Here is a 1,692-nt window from a genome sequence, read left to right on the forward strand (position 1 = left end):
GCGCTGTTGGCATTACCTCAGGTAACTTAGCGATTACTGGCACTGGCATTACGCTCAATACCAACATCACTACCAGTGGTACCCAAACCTACACTGGTGCAGTAACGCTGGGGAATTCGATTGGGTTGAGCTCATTAGGCAATAGCTCAGCTGGTAACGTAATTTCATTTGGTAGTACGGTAGATGGTGCTAAAGATCTCATCATTACGTCAGGCAATGCCACCATTTCATTTAATGCCAATGTTGGTTCTACAACGGCGCTAAGCTCCCTTGCTACTACCTCTACAAATTCTGCTGGAGCCATTATTGGTGGAAATATCACCACAACAGGTAATCAGACCTATAACGGTAATGTGACTCTGTCCGCAGTCAATGTAAATTTACTCACCACCAATAGTCCAGTAAATATTACTGGTAGCGTTGTTGGAGGGTCAGCTGCAGTAAGTGCAATCTTGCAATTTAATGGTAGTGGCGTTTATTTATATAACGGCACTTCTTACACGGCAGGTGGTGCAGCTCCAGCGGGAATATCGATTTCCTATAACTCAGGCACCTCAACTTATACCTGGACGCCTTCTACTTCGTATACCTCACAAGTCCTATTGGTGGGTGGCGGTGGTGGTGGTGGCTATGATGGCGGCGGCGGCGGTGGTGGTGGTGGCGTAGTTTATAACTCCGCTTATTCTGTTTCATCAGGAACTCCGATTTCTATAGTGGTTGGTGCTGGTGGCGCTGTGTCGACTAGTTGCAACCAATGCACGGCCTTTAATGGTGGGCAATCATCATTTGGGTCACTGATTGCACTCGGCGGTGGCGGCGGTGCCTCTAAATTAACTAATGGTGCAGATGGAGCGTCTGGCGGCGGCGGCTCGCATAACAATTCCACTACATCGTTTGATATGGGTGGAGCTGGCACGTATGCTACTGATGGGTTGAGTTACACCTACGGTAACGCAGGCGGTAAGTCTTACAACACATCTGGCGGTGGCGGTGGCGGTGCGACTACTGCAGGTGGTGATGCAACACCTACGTCGCCTGGTGCAGGCGGTCAAGGTTACACCTCTACATTAAGTGGTTCCTCTGTTGTTTATGGTAGCGGTGGCGGCGGTGGCTCTTATAGCCTCACTGTGGGTGGTCCGGGCGGTACAAATGCCGGCACTGGTGGAACGACTTCTATAGGAGCAACCAATCCAGTGGCGAATACTGGTGGCGGTGGTGGAGGTTGGGGTGTTGCCAACAATACTTCTGCTGCAACTGCTGGTGCTTCGGGAACGGTTATTGTTAATTCAAGTTCAACTGGAACGGCATTAATTATTAATTCTGGATCCGGTGCCATTACATTAGGCTCGACTGTAGGGGCAACAAACGCCTTAGCTAGTATCAACCTAACTTCAAGTACTGCTATTAATTTAAATGGCAACGTTACAACCACTGGTGCTCAAATTTACACTGGTCCAGTGGTATTAAAGGCAGCAATTACAACCGCAACAACCAATAGCAACATCTCCTTTGCTGGCACGTTAAATTCATTAGCTAATCAGGCATTTGCTCTAACAACTACCGCTGGCTCAGGCAACATCACCTTTACCGGTGTAGTAGGGGGAGCTACTAACGGTGCACTTGGCGCGCTTGCCCTCACTTCTACCGGCACCACCACCTTTAGCGCTGCCGTATCTGCCGCTTCACTCATCC

Annotated in this window: 1 protein-coding gene; it reads left to right on the top strand. The window is 49.4% G+C overall.

The genetic code is table 11. The annotated features are described in order from the left end of the window. Positions 1–1,692, top strand: a 1,692-nt coding sequence (locus ICE90_RS10725) for a beta strand repeat-containing protein (protein ID WP_370624672.1), incomplete at both ends; no start/stop codon positions are given.

Source organism: Polynucleobacter sp. AP-RePozz3-80-G7, assembly GCF_018882145.1.
Lineage (GTDB): Bacteria > Pseudomonadota > Gammaproteobacteria > Burkholderiales > Burkholderiaceae > Polynucleobacter.